The sequence below is a fragment of the Streptomyces sp. NPDC028314 genome (assembly GCF_055565795.1).
In genome coordinates this window covers 43,507-59,965 of record NZ_JBVHTP010000019.1, presented here as the reverse complement: position 1 = coordinate 59,965, position 16,459 = coordinate 43,507, and the positions used below count along the sequence as shown (strand labels likewise).

Here is a 16,459-nt window from a genome sequence, read left to right as displayed (position 1 = left end):
CCGGCAGCTCCGAAGGGCCAACCCGTCCGGCGGCAGCCGCGGTCACTGCTCGCGCAGCGGCACCGAGACGTACGAGGGATCGGTGCCCGGCGAGGAGAAGGTCAGCTGCGCGCCGGTGGGGTTGTGCTCGATGTAGAGCGGGTCGACGGTGTCGATCACCAGGGCGAGCCGGTGCCCGGCGGGAACGTCGTAAGCGGTGGAGAAGAGGTCGAGGTCCACTCCGAAGGCCTGGTTCGGGGTCTTGCCGCGGAAGGTGTACGGGGCGTTGCTGACCAGCTTGCCGATGCCGAGCGGGCCCACGTCGTAGAGGTACGCGACGAAGGTGCCGTCCGACCTGGTGGGCGTGACGGTGGTGTGCAGCCTGACCGTGCCGCGGACCCTGCGGGCCTCGTCGTAGCGCTGCGACTGCCACACGGCGGCGAAGGCGCGGGGGAGGAGGGGGATCGAGGCGGTCGGGGGCGTCTTGAGGAACTGGTCGAGGGCGCTGGAGAGGAGGAGGACGCCCCCGTTGGCGCCGGAATCGACATTGGCGAAGAGGTGCTCGCTGTCGGGGAGGGCCAGCTTCTCGGTGCCGCCGGCACCGACCGACTTCCAGTCGGCGTAGCCCTCGTACCCCTCGTCGCTGCGGGACTTGATCTGCACCGGGGCCTCGGTGTCGACGCCGTTGCGCTCGCCCTTGAGGTAGCGGTCGAACCAGCGGTGGGCGTTGGTCCAGGTGTCGTTGGGCAGTCCCAGCAGGCCGGTGCCCTCGGCGGTGGCGTGGTCGCCGGGGCGGAACTCCAGGCGCTTGGGTCCGGTCAGCCGCTCGAAGAACTTCGCGTACTGGTTCGGCGGGAAGATGGTGTCCCCCCACGCGTTGCCGAGCATGATCGCGGCGCCGTTCGCGTTGATCCGGTCCAGCTGCTCGGCGGGAGAGCGCTTCTTGCCCCAGTCGATCATCTGCTGCTCCCGGTCGAGCCGGGAGCCGAGGAAGTCGGCGAGGAGCTGCTGGAGTTCGGGGCCCGGGCGGCCGGTGAGGTAGCCCGCGGCGCCGAGCATCCCGGCGGCCTGGAGGTGCTGGGTGCGGCCGGAGTAGATGGACTCGATGAGGTCGGCCCAGCCGCTGAGCGCGACCACGGCCTTGATGCGCGGGTCCGTGGCCGAGGCCAGCAGGCTGATGCCGGCGCCGTAGGAGACCCCGCCGAGGCCGATGTGCTCGGGGTCGGCGGGGGTCCCGGCGAGCGCCCAGTCGATGACGGCGGACACGTCGGCGGTGTCGGCAGGCCCGGCCGTCTCGATCTGGCCGCCGGAGAGCCAGAAGCCGCGCGAGGTGTAACTGACCACGACGTAGCCGGAGTCGGCGAGCTTCTTCGCCTGCGCGATGTATTCGATCTGCGGCACGCCCCAGCTGGTGGGCAGCACGATCAGCGGGTACTTCCGGCCGGGCTCCGCTCCCGCCGGGGTGAAGACGTTGCCCTTGAGGGTGATGCCGCCCGAGCCGGGGATGTCGTGGAACCGCAGCTGCGACGAGGCGTCGGCGCCCGAGACGGCCGCGGGTGCGGGGGTCGCGGGCGCCGCCTGGGCCTGGTGGGGGGCCAGGCCCAGGGCGGCTGCCGCGAGCAGGGCCGCCACGGTCGCTGCGGTGCTGGTGGTGCGGACCATCAATCGCTCCTCGCGTGCGCCGATGTCAAAGTGACCCGACGGTAACGGGAGGGGCTTACCCAAGGTAACCCGTGAGTAAGTTACGTACGGGTAACGATTGACCAAAGTTCAACACACGGGCGGAGCAGGGGAGTCGACGGGGGTCAGCCGTTCTGCGCCGCGCCGGTCAGCGCGCTCTTGGCCTTCCACTCGTCCCAGGACAGGTTCCACTCGCCGTAGCCGTTGCCGATGTCGGCCTTGCCCTTGGACCCGCTGCCGACGACCTCGAAGGGATCGCCGACCTGCACCCGCTCGTAGACCTCGGCGGCGTTGGAGTCGCTCATGCCCACGCAGCCGGAACTGGAGTTGGCGCGGCCGAAGTTGCCGCTGTTCCAGGGAGCGGCGTGGGCGTACATGCCCGACCAGGTCAGCCGCATCGAGTAGTCGACCATCTTGTCGTAGGAGTCGCCCAGGCCCACCGTCCGGGAGTCCATCCGGATGGTGCCCTCCTTCGCCATCAGCACCATCGTCCCGGACCACGAGGCCTTCTGGGTGCCCGGGGTGCCCGCCGAGACCGGGACGGTCTTGACGGCCTGGCCGTCCTCGGTGACCGACAGCTTCTTGGAGTCGAGGTCCACCTTCATCCGGCGGTCCTTGCCGATCTTGAACTCGGTGTTGTAGTCCTTGGCGAACAGGCCGCCGCCCGGGCCGGAATCGATGCCGTTCAGGTTCATCTCGACCTTCACCTCGGTACCGGACTTCCAGAACTCCTTGGGGCGCCAGTCCACCCGGTCGTTGCCCGAGTAGTCCTTGAACCAGCCCCAGGAACCCTCGGTGTTGTTCGAGGTGGTGACCTTCAGGTGCTTCTCCACCTCGGCCTTGTTCTTCACCGGGTTGTCGAAGACGATCGACACGGGCTGCGCCACGCCGACGACGGGGGTGACCTTGCCCGGGTTGATGGTGACCTTGTTCACCTTGTCCGCGGCGCTCGTCCGGAACTGCACGTTCGCGCTCTGGCTGTCGGTGTTCTGCGCCTCGACCTTGTATTCGGTGCCCGGTGCGGCATTGCGCTCCGACTTCCAGGTCCTGGCGTCGGCGGATATCTGGCCGGCCAGTTCCCCGCCCTTGCCGTCCGTCACCTTCACCTGGGCGAGCTTGCCGTCCGCGATGGTCACCGTGACCGGCTCACCGGCCTTGACCTCGTTGCCCGTGAGATTCACCGAAACGGCCATGGCGGCCTTCTGCTTCGCTTCCGCCTTGCCGGCGCCCGTCCCTGCGGCGCCCGGTCCGCCGCAGGCGGTCAGTGCGGCGGCGGCCAGCAAGGCGCTGCCGGCCAGCACGGCATGACGGCCGCGTACGAACGAAGCGTGACGGCGCGACAGGGCGGTACGGCGTGTGCGGCTCAACGAAAACCCCTCCGAAGTAATGATCGTCCGCAAATAGAGAGCGAACGGAGCGACTCTAGGTTGCGGATTCGGCGGAAAATATCGGCATTTCGGTTGTGACGTGGACCGCAGCGAAACGGTCATCGTCCGGTCACAATCGCCGCGGCCCTTCAGCTGCCGGCGATTCCTTATGCGGAACCTACGTCCCGCGTTTCCTCCCGGCCCTTTCCCGGCCGCCCGGGGACTTCTGCCGTGCGGAAAAGGGTCGAATGGCCCTACCCGGTCACCGGGTTGCGGCCACTGCCGCACGGGCGGCAGCGGCGGACGGGCACCGCCCGCGCGCGGGGTACCCTCCACCCTCGACCCAGATGATCGTTCCGATGGGAGACCCCGATGGACGCACCCGCCGAGACGGCGCCCTACGAGGCCTTCCGCGCGCACGGAGCCCGCCGGTGACGGCCACCGACACGAGACCCGCCGAGGAGAGCGCTCCCCGCGCGCCGGCCAAGGCCTCCATACTCCGCAGCGGCGCGCTCATGGCGGCCGGCTCGATCGTGTCCCGCGCCACCGGCTTCGTCCGCTCCGCGGTCGTCGTCGCCGCGCTCGGCACCCAGTTCCGCGGCGACAGCTACGCGGTGGCCAACACCGTCCCGAACATCCTGTACATGCTGCTGATCGGCGGCGCGCTCAACGCCGTCTTCGTGCCCGAGCTGGTCAAGGCCGCCAAGGAGCACGCGGACGGCGGGGCCGCCTACACCGACCGGCTGCTGACCGCCTGCACGGCGGCGCTCGTCGCGCTGACGGGCGTGGCCGTGCTCGCCGCGCCGTGGATCGTCGCGTCGTACACCCCCGCCGACTACACCGCGGCCGAGCTCGACACCACCGTGGCCCTGGCCCGGTTCTGCCTCCCGCAGATCCTCTTCTACGGGCTGTTCACCCTGCTCGGCCAGGTGCTGAACGCCCGCGGCCGGTTCGGCGCGATGATGTGGACCCCCGTCCTCAACAACTTCGTGATCATCGCCGTCTTCGGCCTCTTCCTCCACGTCTCCCACGGCTCGGCAGGCACCCTCAGCGCCTCCGAGACGCGGCTGCTGGGCATCGGCACCACCGCGGGCATCGTCGTCCAGGCCCTCGCCCTGATCCCCTCGCTGCGCGCCGCCCGCTTCCGCTGGCGCCCCCGCTTCGACTGGCGCGGCAGCGGCCTCGCCCGCCCGCTGCGCAACGCGGGCTGGCTGGTCCTGCTCGTCCTCACCAACCAGTTCGCCTACTGGGTGGTGACCCTGCTCTCCACCACCGCCGGACACCTCGCCGGCCGGGCGGGCGTCGAGGGCGGCGCGGGCTACGTCGCCTACAGCAACGCCTACCAGCTGTGGATCGTCCCGCAGGGCATCGTCACCGTCTCGCTGGTCACCGCCCTGATGCCCCGGATGAGCTCGGCCGCCTCCGACGGCGATCTCGCCGCGGTCCGCCGTGACGTCTCGTACGCGCTGCGCTCCAGCGCCGCCCTCGTGGTGCCCGCCGCCGCGGTCTTCGCCTCCCTCGCCCCCTGGGTGACCGCCTGCGTCTTCCAGTACGGGAAGGTGGGGCCGGCCGACGCCGAGGTGATGGCGGGCATGCTCATGGCCTTCGCGCCGGGTCTGATCGCCTTCTCCGCCCAGTACGTGCTCTCGCGCGGCTTCTACGCGCTCTCCGACACCCGGACCCCGTTCTTCCTGAACCTGGTCATCGTCGCGCTGACCGCCGGCCTGTCGTACACGGCCTACGAGCTGCTGCCCCTGCGCTGGGCGGTCACCGGCATGGCCGCGGCCTCCTCGGTCGCGTACCTGGCGGGCGCCGCGGTCACCGGGTACACCCTCGCCCGCCGGCTCGGCCCGCGCACCGGGACCCGTACCGGAGCCCGCGACGCGGCGCGCACCACGGCGGTGCGGACCCATCTGCGGCTGCTCGCCGCCTGCGTGCCCGCGGCGGCCGCCGGCTACGGGGCCGCCCTGGCCTGTGACGGAATCGGCAGATTCGCCGCGGTCGGCGCGGGAACCGCCGCGATCGCACTGGTCGTCATCCTCCTTGCCAGGCCGCTGCGCCTGACGGAGATCACCGACCTGCTGGATCCCCTCATCGGCCGGAAAAAAGGCCGATAGGGGGAGGAAAAGCCCCTCACCACTCTGGATACTGACCGGATGTCACGCGTACTGCTGATCGAGGACGACCCTTCCATCCGGGAAGGGGTCGGCCTCGGCCTGCGCCGCCGCGGCCACGAGGTGAGGACGGCCGAGACCGGGGAGGCCGGCCTCGCCCTGATGGCCGGCTTCCGCCCCGAGCTGGTCCTGCTCGACCTCATGCTGCCCGGCATCAACGGCGTACAGGTCTGCCGCCGGATCCGCGAGAGCAGCCAGGTCCCGATCATCATGCTGACCGCGCGCGGTGACGACTTCGACATCGTCGTCGGCCTGGAGGCCGGAGCCGACGACTACATCGTCAAACCCGCCCGCACCGAGGTCATCGAGGCCCGCGTCAAGGCCGTACTGCGACGCCTGAGCGATCCGGCGGGCAGCCGCCCCGACATCGAGTCCCACGGAGAGCTCGCCATCGACCGGGCGGGGCTGACCGTCGCCAAGAACGGCGAACGCGTCCCCCTCGCCCCCAGCGAGATCAAGCTGCTCCTCCACCTGTCGGCCTCGCCCGAGCAGGTCTTCTCCCGCCAGCAGCTGCTGGAGTACGTGTGGGGTCACAGCTACCACGCCGACGCCCGGCTGGTGGACGCCTGCGTCCGCAGGCTGCGCCACAAGATCGAAGACCCCGAAGGCAGCCCCCGCTACATACAGACCGTGCGGGGATTCGGCTACCGCTTCGGCCCCCTCCGCGGGACCGGCCCGTGAGACGCCTCGCACCCGTCGGCCTGCGCACCCGGCTGATCGCCGCCTTCCTGCTCGTCGCCGCGATCTGCGCGGCGACCACGGCCGCCCTCACCTACCAGCAGGCCCGCACCGCGATCCTCAAGCAGACCCAGGACACCGCCGTCAGCACGCTGCGGGACCAGATCGAGGCCCAGTCGATCCAGCTGCCCCTGGACCAGCAGCAGCTGCAGCGCGTGGTCTCCGAGCTCGGCCGGCGCGGCAAACCCCACGGCTGGGTCGTCTACGGCGAGTACGGCACCCTCAGAGCCACCTCGAACCACCCGGGCGGCCCCCTCGTCTCCCCCCTCGTGGGCGAGGAGTTCCTCGACCGGATCCGCGGCAGCCAGGCGAGCGCCTTCCAGCGGGTGCGGGACGGCAACGACGATCCCATGCTGGTCGTCGGCATGCCGAGCGTGTTCCTCCACCGCTCGGCCCACGAACCCACCGGCGCCGTCTTCTACGCCGTGATGGCCCTGAACACCGAGGAACAGACCGTCGCCGCCATGGTCGACGCCGCCAGACAGGGCGCCGTCCCCGGTCTCGCCATCGCCGTCGTCCCGGCCCTGCTCGCCGCGCGCAGCGTGCTGCGCCCCGTACGCAGACTGCGCACCGCCGCCCAGCAGATGGGCCGGGGCAAGCTCGACACCCGGATCGAGGTCAGCGGCAGCGACGAACTCGCCGGGCTCGCCCGGACCTTCAACGAGACCGCCGGGGCCCTGGAGCGGTCCGTCGAGGAACTCCGGCAGGCCGAGACCCGGGCCCGCCGCTTCGCCTCCGACGTCTCGCACGAACTGCGCACACCGCTCGCCGGGATGCTCGCCGTCACCGAGGTGCTCGACGAGGACGCCGACCGGCTCGACCCCGACACCGCCAAGGCCCTGCGGCTGATCAGCGCCGAGACCGGCAAGCTCGCCGTACTCGTCGAGGACCTCATGGAGATCTCCCGCTTCGACGCCCGCGCCGCCGAACTCAACCTCGACGACGTGGACCTCGCGGAGGCCGTGGGCAAGACCCTGGAGCGCCGCCACTGGGACGACGACCGCGTCGCCGCCGACCTGCCCCGGCGGGTCCGCGCCCGGCTCGACCCGCGACGCTTCGACGTGATCCTCGCCAACCTCGTCGGCAACGCCCTGCGGCACGGCGGCGCCCCGGTCCGGATCACCGCCACCACCGAGCCCCGCCCCGACGGCGAGCGGCTGGTGATCGAGGTCGCCGACAGCGGACCCGGCATCGCCCCCGAGGTGCTGCCGCACATCTTCGACCGGTTCTTCAAGGCGGACGCCGCCCGCACCCGCTCCTCCGGCAGCGGCCTCGGCCTCGCCATCACCCTGGAGAACGTCCGCCTGCACGGCGGCACCCTGCGCGCCGCCAACGCCCCGGCGGGAGGAGCCGTCTTCACCCTGGACATGCCCCTGGAGGCCCGCGCATGAGCCCGGTACGGCAGGCCGTGTCCGCCGGCGCCGCGTTGATCGGCCTGCAGCTGCTGCTCACCGGTTGCGGGATCAAGGACACCGGAGTCATCGAGATCGGCCGGCCCGGCACCGTGACGGTGTCCGCCCCGCCCCACTCGGCGGTGCTGTACTTCGTCGCGCCCGACGGCCGGCTGAGCCCGGTCACCCCGCCCCGCACCCCCCAGCCGTCGGCGCAGTCCGTGCTCGACCTGCTGCGGTCCGGCCCGGACCCCGTCGGGCAGGCGGCCGGGCTGCGCACCGAACTCCCCCCGCCGGGGGCCGCCGAGGGCGAGGCCGGGCCCATCCGCGTGGAGATCGGCCCCGGAGACACCTCCCTGACGGTCCGGCTGCCCTTCGCCGTCGAGCCGCTGTCCGAGCTCGCCCGGCGCCAGGTCATCTGCAGCAGCCTCTCGATGGTGCGCGGGACCCGGGACCCGGAGGTCACCCTCAGCGGCACCGACGGGCGGCTGGACCCGAGCCGGTGCGGGCTGGCGGACCGGCCCTGACGGGCGGGGACGGGACCGCCCCCGTTGCCCGGGTGGGACCGGACCGCCGGCCGGGGACCGCCCCCTCGCCGCGTCGGGCCGGGACCGCCCCCTTGCCGCGCGGGGGACTCTGCCGCCACCGTGGCCCCATGACCCCCGTCCCCACGCCCGGCACCGCGGACGTACCCGACGTGTTCGACCCGCGCCTGTACGCCGAGGGCATCCCGCACGAGCGCTACCGGCTGCTGCGCGACCTGCACCCCGTGTCCTGGCAGGCCGAGCCGGAGATCCTCGGCTGGCCCGCCGGGCCCGGCTTCTGGGCCGTCACCCGGCACGCCGACGTCGTCCGGGTCCTGCGCGAGCACACCACGTACTCCTCCTGGCTCGGCGCCACCCAGATCCGCGACCCCGACCCCGCGGACCTGCCCTTCCTGCGGCGCACCATGCTCAACCAGGACCCCCCGCACCACGGGCGGCTGCGCCGGATCGTCGCCCGCGCCTTCACCCCCGCCCGCGTCGACGCCTTCGGCGGCCGCGTGCGCGAACGGGCCCGTACGCTGCTGCGCGCCGCCCGCGACGGGGCGCGGGACGGCGCCGCCGACCTGGTCGCCACCGTCACCGACGAGTACGCCCTGCTCAACCTGACCGACCTGCTGGGGGTGCCGGCCGCCGACCGGGGGCTGCTGCTGGACTGGACCGTACGGGTCATCGGCTACCAGGACCCCGAGGACGCCCCCGAGCCGCCGAAGGGCCCCGACGGGAAACCGCTCAACCCCCGCTCCCCGGCACTGCTGGGCGAGATGTTCGGGTACGCCCGGGAACTGGCCGCGTACAAGCGCCGGCACCCCGCGGACGACGTGATGACCGCCCTGGCCGAGGCGGAACTGGACCCGGCCGAGCTGGAGATGTTCTTCTTCCTGCTGACCGTCGCGGGCAACGACACCGTACGCAGCTCCGCGCCCGGCGGGCTCCTGGCCCTGGCCGGCCACCCGGACGCCTACCGGCAACTGGCCGCCGGGGAGGTCCCCATGCACCGGGCCGTCGACGAACTCCTCCGGGTACACCCGCCGGTGCTCAGCTTCCGCCGCACGGCGTCCGTGGACGCCGAACTCGGCGGGCGGCACATCCGGGCCGGGGACAAGGTGGTGGTCTTCCACGCCTCCGCCAACCACGACGAGCGCGCCTTCACCGACCCCGCCCGGCTCGACCTCGCCCGTACCCACAATCCGCACGTCTCCTTCGGCGACGGCCCGCACGTCTGCCTCGGCGCGCACTTCGCCCGGCTCCAGCTGCGCACCCTCTACGAGGAGTGGTGCGCGGCCATGCCCCCGCCCGAACCGGCCGGCCCGCCGCGCCGGCTGGTGTCGAACTTCATCAACGGGATCACGCGGCTGCCGCTACGGGTGTCCGGGCCGCCCGGGTGACATCGGCCACCAGCTCGGTCACGTCCGGGCCGTAGGCGTCGGAGTTGATCACCTTCAGCAGGATGCAGAAGGAATCCCCGCCGTACCTGCGGGCCAGCGCCTGGTGCTGCTTGGCCAGGTAGCGGGCGGCGGCCTGGTTGCTGATGGCGGTCTGCCCCGAAAGGAGGAAAACGGGCCGGGAACCGTGCCCGCTGGTCAGCCGTGCCAGCAGCACGTACTCGACCTGCCCCTTCTCCCAGCGGTACGACTCGCCGCCGACGACGATGGCTCCGCGCTCCGGCCCCGGGTCGGGGCTGATGACGACCCGCACCCCGGGCAGCATGGAGGCCAGGTGCGCCACGGTACGGGCGTTGGAGGAGGGGCCGCCGACGCAGAACTCGGCGCGCTCGCCGAACCCCTGGCGGGCGCCGTCGTGGCTGACGATCTGCACGGTCGCCCCGCAGTCCTTGATCAGGGCGGAGATCTCCAGCAGGGCGAAGGCGTCGTTGCGGTGCAGCGAGGAATCGGTACCGCCCATCTGGCGGTTCACCACGAACAGGCAGTCGGAGCCGGACGGCAGCCCGAAGAACGCCTGCTTGCGGCGGAGCGCGCGCCGCCAGAGGTAGGTCCGGGAGAACCAGCCGAACCCGCCGCTGACGGCGGTGGCTATCACCCCGAGCACGATGTTGCGCACGTCGTCGTTCATGGCGCGGATGTTAACCCGCGACAGGCCGTCCTGACGCGGGGGGCGAGGTGAAGTTAAAGTGCCCAGCCTAGGCCTGGCACAAGGGGTCTGACAGGCCGTCGACTGGAGGTACGGATGCGTCGTCCCGCCGCACGTCAGTTAGCGCTCGTCGCCCTCGCCGGAGCGCTGGTGTCCACCGGCGCGGCGGCCCCGCCGTCCGCGCCGGCCGGGGCCGCCGCCGCCAAGGTCCCGGTCGCCGTGGGCTACGGCGGAGCCGTGGCCAGCGTCGACGCCGACGCCTCCGCCGCGGGGATCGCCGTACTGCGCGCCGGAGGCAACGCCGTGGACGCGGCGATCGCCACCGCGGCCGCGCTCGGGGTCACCGAGCCGTACTCCGCCGGCATCGGCGGGGGAGGGTACCTCGTCTACTACGACGCCAAGTCCCGCAAGGTGCACACCATCGACGGCCGCGAGACCGCGCCGGCCACGGCCACCGCCACCCTGTTCCAGGAGAACGGCGTCCCCATCCCCTTCGCCGAGGGCCAGACCAGTGGCCGCGGGGTCGGCGTTCCCGGCACCCCGGCGACCTGGAAGAGCGCGCTGGACGCCTGGGGCTCGCGCCCCCTCGGCCAGCTCCTCAAGCCGGCCGAGAAGCTGGCCCGGGACGGCTTCACCGTGGACGGCACCTTCCGGGCCCAGACGGAACTCAACCAGGACCGTTTCAAGGACTTCCCGGCCACCGCCGAACTCTTCCTGCCCGGCGGGGCCCTGCCGGTGGTCGGCTCCACCTTCAAGAACCCCGACCTGGCGGCCACGTACGCCGAACTGGGCCGCAAGGGCACGGGCGCGCTCTACCGGGGCCCGATCGCCGAGGACATCGTCCGGGCCGTCCGCAAGCCCCCGGTGAACCCGGCCGCCACCCGGGTCGTCCGCTCCGGCGACATGACCACCCGCGACCTGCGCGCGTACGAGACCGAACGCCAGGCCCCGACCCAGGTGAGCTACCACGGCCTGGACGTCTACAGCATGGCCCCGTCCTCCTCCGGCGGCACCACCGTCGGGGAGGCGCTGAACATCCTGGAGCACACCGACCTCGGCTCGCTCTCCGAGGCGCAGTACCTGCACCGGTTCATCGAGGCCTCGCGGATCTCCTTCGCCGACCGCGGCCGCTGGGTGGGCGACCCGGCCGCCGAGAACGTGCCCACCCGGGAACTCCTCTCGCAGCGGTTCGCCGACACGCGCGCCTGCCTCATCAAGCCCGGTCAGGCACTGACCAGCCCGCTCGCTCCCGGCGACCCGCGCAAGCCGGTGCCCTGCGCCACCACCGGGCAGGCCGCCCCGACCACGTACGAGGGGGAGAACACCACGCACCTGACGGTCGCCGACCGCTGGGGCAACGTCGTCTCGTACACCCTGACCATCGAGTCCACCGGCGGCAGCGCCATCACCGTCCCGGGCCGCGGGTTCCTGCTCAACAACGAGCTGACCGACTTCTCCTTCGCCCCGGCCGCCCCCGGCGTCCCGGACCCGAACCTGCCCGGACCCGGCAAGCGACCGCGGTCCTCCATGGCCCCGACCATCGTGCTGCAGCACGGGCGCCCGCTGCTCGCGGCGGGATCCCCGGGCGGCGCGACCATCATCACCACCGTGCTCCAGACCCTGATCGGGCACCTGGACCGGGGCCTGCCGCTGGTCGACGCGATCGCCGCGCCGAGGGCCAGCCAGCGCAACCAGACCACCACCGAGCTGGAGCCGGGGCTGTGGAACAGCCCCGTCCGGGCCGAACTGGAGGCGATCGGCCACGGCTTCCGCCAGAACCCGGAGATCGGCGCGGCCACCGGCGTCCAGCGCCTGCCGGACGGCCGCTGGCTGGCAGCGGCCGAAACCAGCCGCCGGGGCGGCGGCTCCGCGATGGTGGTCAGCCCACACGCCCGCCCGTAGGCCCGTCCCCGAGCGGTGCCCCGCCCCAGGGGCGCCGCTCACGGGGTCGTGAGGATCCTCGGGCCGGCCGTGGTGATCGCGACCGTGTGCTCCGCATGCGCCGCGCGGCTGCCGTCGACGGTTCGCAGGGTCCATCCGTCCCGGTCGCAGCGGTAGTCGTCCGTACCGCCCGCTATCAGCATCGGCTCGATCGCCAGGACCATGCCGGGGCGCAGCTTCATGCCGCGGCCGGCCGGGCCCTCGTTGGGCACGCCCGGGTCCTCGTGCATGCTGCGGCCGATGCCGTGCCCGCCGAAGCCGTCCGGGATGCCGTATCCGGCGGTGCGGCACACCGTGCCGATGGCGTGGGCGATGTCCCCGATCCTGTTGCCCGGCACGGCGGCGGCGATACCGGCCGCCAGGGCCGCCTCGGCGGTCTCGACCAGCCGCAGGTCGGCGGGGCGCGCCCGGCCGACGGTGAAGCTGACCGCCGCGTCCCCGACCCAGCCGCCGAGCTTCGCCCCGAAGTCGGCGCTGACGAGGTCGCCGTCGCGCAGCCGGTAGCGGTCGGGGACGCCGTGCACGATCGCGTCGTTCACGGAGACGCACAGGACGGCCGGGAAGGGCACCGGCGCGAACTGCGGCCGGTACCCGAGGAAGGGCGAGGTCGCACCGGCCTCCCGGAGCACCTCGCGGGCCACCTCGTCCAGCTCCAGCAGGCTGACCCCGACCCCGGCGGCCTCGCGCACCGCCGCAAGGGCCTGCCCGACGACCCGGCCGGGGGCCCGCATCTCTTCGATCGCTCGTTCTGTCTTCAGTTCCACCATGCCAATAACTATACCGGTATAACTTTAACGGGATAGTTATTGGGGTCCGGGGTAGGGTGGGGGCATGGTCCGTACCCCCCTCACCCCCGAAGAGCGCGAGCGCGGCGAGCGGCTCGGCGCCCTGCTGCGCGAGGCCCGCGGCCCGCGCAGCATGGTCGAGATCGCCGCGAGCGCCGGCCTCTCCGCCGAGACGCTGCGCAAGATCGAGACCGGCCGCGCGCCCACCCCGGCCTTCTTCACGGTCGCGGCCCTGGCCGGCGCCCTCGGGCTGTCCCTCGACGAGGTCATGCGACGCTGCGCCCTGGTGCCTGTCTGACGCCTGCCTGACGCCGGTCTGAAGTCCCTCCGACTCCCGTCTGACGTCCGTACGGCTCCCGCCTGACCGCCGTCCGACCCCCACCCGCCCCCGCGGGCCTGCCGTTCGGGCGGGCCCGGCGGCCGAACGGCTCAATCGGCGGTGGGATGCGCGGGGCGCGGGGCAAGCGTGAAGGCGTGTCAGCCACGAACGCATCGAAGCGACTCGGTTTCGGACTGCTCGGCGCCGTCCTCGCGGGCGGCCTGCTGCTCGCGGCCTGCGCCGCCCCCGACGGCCGCAACCATGCCCAGGACGACGAGGTGGTCTTCCGCCACCCGGGCGTCCTCGTCAGCCACACCCAGCTCCAGGACGCGAAGCGGATGGTCGCCGCGGGCAAGGAGCCCTGGAGCTCGGCGTACCGAGCGGTCCTGAAGAGCCGGTACGCCTCCCTCGACTACACCCCCCGTCCGGCCGAAGTGGTGGCCTGCCCCTTCGGTGCGGGGCCGCCCTCCTGCCCCGGCGAACGCCAGGACGCGGTCGCCGCCTACACCCACGCACTGCTGTGGTCGGTCAACGGCAGGACCGCGCACGCCCGCAAGGCCGTACAGATCATGGACGGCTGGTCGGCCGTGATGAAACGGCACGGCGGGGACAACGCCGCGCTCCAGGCGGCCTGGGCGGGCTCCACCTGGGCGCGGGCCGCCGAGATCCTGCACGCCGACTACCCGAACTGGGAGGAACCCCAGGTCAACCGCTTCAAGCGGATGCTGCGCACCGCCTACCTGCCGGCCGTACGGAACCGGCCGCCGGGCCAGGGCGGCAACGGGGAGCTGGTGGCGACCGATGCCGCCCTGGGCATCGCGGTCTTCCTGGAGGACCGGGCACTGTTCAAGGAGTCCGTGGAGCGGTTCCGGTCGCGGCTGCCCGCCTACTTCTACCTCGAGAAGGACGGACCGCACCCGCTCGGGCCGCCGTACACCGGCATCGACAGCGCCGACCAGGTCAAGGCGTACTGGTCCCACCCGGGCGGCTACGCCGACGGCATGGCCCAGGAGACCTGCCGCGACCTCACCCGGGTCGGCCACGCGCTCGCCGCGTCCGCGCACATCGCGGAGACGGCCTGGCACCAGGGCGTCGACCTGTACGGGGAACAGGCCGCCCGGCTGAGGTCCGCGCTGGAGTTCCACTCCCGGCACCAGCTGGAGGAGGACGCCCCGCCCTGGCCGTGCGCGGGAACGGCGGACAGTGCCACCGGCCCCTACGCGGAGGTGGCCCTGCACCACTACGAGACGCGCACCGGAGCGAAACTCCCGTACACGAGACAGCTGGCCGACAAGACCCGGCCGGCCGGGACCGACGAGCTGTTCGTGGCCTGGGAGACCCTGAGCCACGGACACCCGCCGGCCGCCGCCGGTGGCGCGGACCGGGCCGAGCCGTAGCTGTCGTCGTGCGCCCGCCGGGGATTGCGGGTCAGCCTTTAGGCTCGGGGCATGACTCTCGAGGAGCTCGGCCGGGGCAAGTACGTCAGCCTCACCACCTTCCGGAAGGACGGCACCCCCGTCGCCACGCCCGTATGGGCCGTCGCCGACGGGGGTGAGCTGTACGTGTGGACGCGCAGCGATTCGTGGAAGGTCAAGCGGATCCGCAACAACGGGCAGGTCGCCGTCACCCCCTGCGACGTGCGCGGCCGGGTCGAGGAGGGGGCGCCGACGCTGACGGGCCAGGCGCGGCTGCTCGACGAGGCGGGACTGAAGCGGGTGCGGAAGCTGATGTCGCGCAAGTACACCTGGCAGTTCTGGGTGGTGGACGTGCCGGCCGCAGTGGCGCGGCGGGGCAAGCGGCCGCACACGGGGATCGCCGTCAAGCTTTGAGATTCCCGTAGCCCGCCCGTAACACGGATGGGATCCAATGCGGGCATGGAGACGGCGACTTCGCTGCTGATCGGTCAACTCGCGGAGTACTTGCGGGGGTTGACGCGGAGACTGGATCCCGGGGCGGGCTGGTACGGGGAGTTCCTGCGGCGGGACCCGGAGGGGGTGCGGGCCTGTCTGGACGGCGCCGCGATACCCCCGTGGGACGTGCTGGAGTCACTGCTGGGCGATGCCGGAGCCGTCCCCGGGGAGGTGGAGTACGCGGCCCGGCTGCGCGGCGCCGCGGCCGCTGCCTGGGACCGGGCGCCGGGCGGCGCGGGCGAGCTGCGGAACCTGCTGGCGGCGGCCGCGGAGCAGCGGGCCGCGTCCGAGACGGCCCTGAGGGCCCTCACGGAACAGCTGGGCGGGGCGGCGGACCCGGCCGAGGCGGCCGCGCTGACGCGGGAGCTGGCCTGGCTCCGGGACGACGCGGCCCGGGCCGCGGGGCGGTACGAGGACCTCACGGCCCGGCTGGCCGCGCTGCCGGTGGAGCCGGCCGCGGTACGGGCCTGGCTCCGCCCGACACCGCGCCCGGGGCCGGACCCGCAGCCCGCGACGCACCCGGCGGGGGAGCACCCCGGGGAGCCCCTGCCCGGCGTGCCGCGCCAGCGGACGGCGCCACCCGCACCGCTGGCCGAGGCGGCGCAGGCGCAGGCCTATGCCCCGCCCCCGGTGCAGGCGCAGGCCTATGCCCCGGCGCAGGCCCCGGCCTCCTTCCCGGGTCCGGGCCAGCCGCATACCCCGCCCCCGGCCCAGGACCCGGCGCCCCCGCCCACCTCCCCGGCCCCCGTCGGCCGGGCCGAGGGGCGGTGGCTGCGCGGCGGGCGGCGCTCCGGGGGCGGCGCCCGCTACGCCGGGGCGGCGGCCGCCGACGCCCCGGTCTCCACCCCGCCGCCGGGGCACCCGGACGGTACGGCCGCCGCCCCGCGCGGCGCCCGCTTCGGCCGCCCCGAGCCCGGCCCGGGCCGTCCCGACCCGGAACCCCAGGGACAGCCCGAACCCCAGCCCCCGCGGCACACCGCGCCCGCCGACCCCCGCCGGGCCGCGGCCTTCGCCGCCGGGCTGGCCTCCCTGCGTGCGCAGGGCCGCACCGGCGAAGCGCACGCGCTGCTCTGCGAGGCCGCGGCCTGGCCCGCCGAGCTGCTCCCGGAGCTCGCCGCCGAGCTGAGCCGGGCCGGGCTGGCCGCCGACTGGGCGACCCTGCTCTGGGAGGCGGCCTCGCTGCCGCCCGAGCGGCTCGCGGCGGCGGCCGCGGCCCTGGGGGAGGCCGGGCGGGACGCCGACTGCGACGCGCTGCTGCGCCAGGGGGTGGCCCGGCCCGCCGCCGAGATCGCGGAGGCCGCCCTGGCCCTCGGGGCGGCCGGGCGGGAGCGGGAGGCCGACGCCCTGCTGGGGGCCTTCGTACGGCTGCGCACCGCCGAGGAGGCGGCCGCGCTCGCCCGGCGGGCTCCGCAGTGGTTCGCCCCGCGGCTGCTCCGGGCCTCAGCCGCCCTCCCCGGGACCCGGCACCGGGATCTGGTGCACGCCCTGCGCGTGGCGGGTATCGCCTCGGCGTAGCACTCGCGCCCCAAGCTGCCCGCCTCC

Annotated in this window: 14 protein-coding genes; 10 read left to right on the top strand and 4 right to left on the bottom strand. The window is 73.5% G+C overall.

The annotated features are described in order from the left end of the window. Positions 1–42: 42 nt before the first annotated feature. The gene (locus ACZ4TG_RS33585) at positions 43–1,641 is read right to left on the bottom strand and encodes a CocE/NonD family hydrolase (RefSeq protein ID WP_468170505.1); all 1,599 of its coding nucleotides are present in this window, start codon (positions 1,639–1,641) and stop codon (positions 43–45) included. A 143-nt stretch (positions 1,642–1,784) separates the two neighbouring features. Next, entirely contained in the window at positions 1,785–3,026 is a 1,242-nt protein-coding gene (locus ACZ4TG_RS33580) for a L,D-transpeptidase (RefSeq protein ID WP_468170502.1), read from the bottom strand. Positions 3,027–3,457: 431 nt separating this feature from the next. Here ACZ4TG_RS33580 and murJ point away from each other — a divergent pair, with 431 nt between their 5' ends. The 5 genes from murJ (at position 3,458) to ACZ4TG_RS33555 (ending at position 9,259) form a co-directional block, all read left to right on the top strand. Then, on the top strand, positions 3,458–5,143 hold the full coding sequence (murJ, locus tag ACZ4TG_RS33575; RefSeq protein ID WP_468170499.1) for a murein biosynthesis integral membrane protein MurJ: 1,686 nt from the start codon (positions 3,458–3,460) through the stop codon (positions 5,141–5,143). Positions 5,144–5,182: 39 nt separating this feature from the next. Next, entirely contained in the window at positions 5,183–5,881 is a 699-nt protein-coding gene (locus ACZ4TG_RS33570; RefSeq protein ID WP_468170496.1) for a response regulator, read from the top strand. Continuing rightward, on the top strand, positions 5,878–7,329 hold the full coding sequence (locus ACZ4TG_RS33565; protein WP_468170493.1) for an ATP-binding protein: 1,452 nt from the start codon (positions 5,878–5,880) through the stop codon (positions 7,327–7,329). Before ACZ4TG_RS33570 ends, ACZ4TG_RS33565 begins: the two co-directional genes overlap by 4 nt. Continuing rightward, entirely contained in the window at positions 7,326–7,856 is a 531-nt protein-coding gene (locus ACZ4TG_RS33560) for a hypothetical protein (protein ID WP_468170490.1), read from the top strand. Before ACZ4TG_RS33565 ends, ACZ4TG_RS33560 begins: the two co-directional genes overlap by 4 nt. Before the next feature lie 128 nt (positions 7,857–7,984). Beyond that, complete coding sequence (locus ACZ4TG_RS33555) at positions 7,985–9,259, top strand: cytochrome P450 (protein WP_468170487.1); 1,275 nt, start codon at positions 7,985–7,987, stop codon at positions 9,257–9,259. Here ACZ4TG_RS33555 and ACZ4TG_RS33550 read toward each other — a convergent pair. Next, positions 9,219–9,944: a hypothetical protein gene (locus ACZ4TG_RS33550; RefSeq protein ID WP_468170484.1), complete on the bottom strand. Its 726-nt coding sequence runs from the start codon at positions 9,942–9,944 to the stop codon at positions 9,219–9,221. The two genes, ACZ4TG_RS33555 and ACZ4TG_RS33550, sit on opposite strands and share 41 nt — an antisense overlap. Positions 9,945–10,058: 114 nt before the next feature. Between ACZ4TG_RS33550 and ggt the strand changes: the two genes are divergently transcribed. Next, the gene (ggt, locus tag ACZ4TG_RS33545; RefSeq protein WP_468170481.1) at positions 10,059–11,864 is read left to right on the top strand and encodes a gamma-glutamyltransferase; all 1,806 of its coding nucleotides are present in this window, start codon (positions 10,059–10,061) and stop codon (positions 11,862–11,864) included. 38 nt (positions 11,865–11,902) lie between these two features. Here ggt and map read toward each other — a convergent pair whose 3' ends face one another. After that, the gene (map, locus tag ACZ4TG_RS33540) at positions 11,903–12,670 is read right to left on the bottom strand and encodes a type I methionyl aminopeptidase (protein WP_468170478.1); all 768 of its coding nucleotides are present in this window, start codon (positions 12,668–12,670) and stop codon (positions 11,903–11,905) included. Between the two features lie 64 nt (positions 12,671–12,734). Here map and ACZ4TG_RS33535 point away from each other — a divergent pair, with 64 nt between their 5' ends. The 4 genes from ACZ4TG_RS33535 to ACZ4TG_RS33520 all read left to right on the top strand — a co-directional run bounded on the left by ACZ4TG_RS33535 (position 12,735) and on the right by ACZ4TG_RS33520 (position 16,432). Further along, complete coding sequence (locus ACZ4TG_RS33535) at positions 12,735–12,986, top strand: helix-turn-helix domain-containing protein (protein ID WP_468170475.1); 252 nt, start codon at positions 12,735–12,737, stop codon at positions 12,984–12,986. 176 nt (positions 12,987–13,162) lie between these two features. Further along, positions 13,163–14,404, top strand: a complete 1,242-nt coding sequence (locus ACZ4TG_RS33530) for an alginate lyase family protein (protein WP_468170472.1) — start codon at positions 13,163–13,165, stop codon at positions 14,402–14,404. Between the two features lie 51 nt (positions 14,405–14,455). Beyond that, a complete protein-coding gene (locus ACZ4TG_RS33525; protein WP_468170469.1) occupies positions 14,456–14,836 on the top strand; it encodes a PPOX class F420-dependent oxidoreductase in 381 nt (126 codons plus the stop codon). 45 nt (positions 14,837–14,881) lie between these two features. Continuing rightward, entirely contained in the window at positions 14,882–16,432 is a 1,551-nt protein-coding gene (locus tag ACZ4TG_RS33520; RefSeq protein WP_468170466.1) for a hypothetical protein, read from the top strand. Positions 16,433–16,459: the final 27 nt, after the last annotated feature.

Coding starts and splice junctions, on each gene's coding strand:
- ggt (WP_468170481.1), top strand. CDS start 10,059: ATGCGTCGTCCCGCCGCACGTCAGTTAGCGCTCGTCGCCCTCGCCGGA.
- ACZ4TG_RS33525 (WP_468170469.1), top strand. CDS start 14,456: ATGACTCTCGAGGAGCTCGGCCGGGGCAAGTACGTCAGCCTCACCACC.
- ACZ4TG_RS33585 (WP_468170505.1), bottom strand. CDS start 1,641: ATGGTCCGCACCACCAGCACCGCAGCGACCGTGGCGGCCCTGCTCGCG.
- ACZ4TG_RS33520 (WP_468170466.1), top strand. CDS start 14,882: ATGGAGACGGCGACTTCGCTGCTGATCGGTCAACTCGCGGAGTACTTG.
- ACZ4TG_RS33555 (WP_468170487.1), top strand. CDS start 7,985: ATGACCCCCGTCCCCACGCCCGGCACCGCGGACGTACCCGACGTGTTC.
- map (WP_468170478.1), bottom strand. CDS start 12,670: ATGGTGGAACTGAAGACAGAACGAGCGATCGAAGAGATGCGGGCCCCC.
- ACZ4TG_RS33570 (WP_468170496.1), top strand. CDS start 5,183: ATGTCACGCGTACTGCTGATCGAGGACGACCCTTCCATCCGGGAAGGG.
- ACZ4TG_RS33535 (WP_468170475.1), top strand. CDS start 12,735: ATGGTCCGTACCCCCCTCACCCCCGAAGAGCGCGAGCGCGGCGAGCGG.
- ACZ4TG_RS33560 (WP_468170490.1), top strand. CDS start 7,326: ATGAGCCCGGTACGGCAGGCCGTGTCCGCCGGCGCCGCGTTGATCGGC.
- ACZ4TG_RS33550 (WP_468170484.1), bottom strand. CDS start 9,944: ATGAACGACGACGTGCGCAACATCGTGCTCGGGGTGATAGCCACCGCC.